Origin of the sequence: Rheinheimera sp. A13L, assembly GCF_000217935.1 — a bacterium.
Lineage (GTDB): Bacteria > Pseudomonadota > Gammaproteobacteria > Enterobacterales > Alteromonadaceae > Pararheinheimera.
In genome coordinates this window covers 1-731 of the sequence record NZ_AFHI01000062.1, presented here as the reverse complement: position 1 = coordinate 731, position 731 = coordinate 1, and the positions used below count along the sequence as shown (strand labels likewise).

At 61.8% G+C, this 731-nt stretch carries 1 pseudogene; it reads right to left on the bottom strand.

The features are described 5' to 3' along the window. Positions 1 to 731: pseudogene (locus RHEIN_RS20975) on the bottom strand (RHS repeat protein); the annotation flags it as partial.

Here is a 731-nt window from a genome sequence, read left to right as displayed (position 1 = left end):
TAAATCGTCTGGATGCGGGTTCTGTCGTTCTGTATTGTGGTCAGCCGGTCGCCGTCCCAGCCGTACCAGGTCACTTGCGGTTTCCGTGACAGCGACATCCAGCCCGTCAGGTCCCGTTCACGCCGCCACACCCGTTTTGCCACCCTGCGGCCCAGCGGGTCGTAAAGATAGCGACTTTCGACCAGCGGCTCTGCATATTGTGTCCGCGTGTAGTGCACCAGCCGGTGCTGACTGTCGTAATGGTACCGGTGGGTCCGCTCATCATCCGTGCGGATAACCCCTTCCGGGATGAGGTCGGTTTTCTCTGTCAGCCTGCCGTGACGGTCATACCGGTAAAGATAGTGCGCGTCACGGGCGATACGGTTATCCGGCCACATGCTGAGGGCGCTGTCCGGGTGCAGCTCCGGGTCGGGCAGGCGGTTACCTGCCGGGTCTGTGGTATACGGGATGCGGATATCCAGATTCGCTGCGGTGGTGTGAACGCCGGTCAGCCTGCCGGTGGTGCTGTAGCTGTAACTCCGGGTCTGGCGCGGGCTGCTGATGCGGATGAGTTCGCCGTTGTCGTTCCAGGTGTAATCGCGGTCAGACAGCAGGCTGTTCAGGTGCTGGCTCTGTAACTGCCCGGCAGGGGTATAAGCGGTGGTGAGTTCATAACGGCCGAAGCTGCGCAGCGTTTCCCGGTGCAGGCGGTCGCGGGTGTACTCCACCAGCGGTGTGTCGCCGAGTTTCAT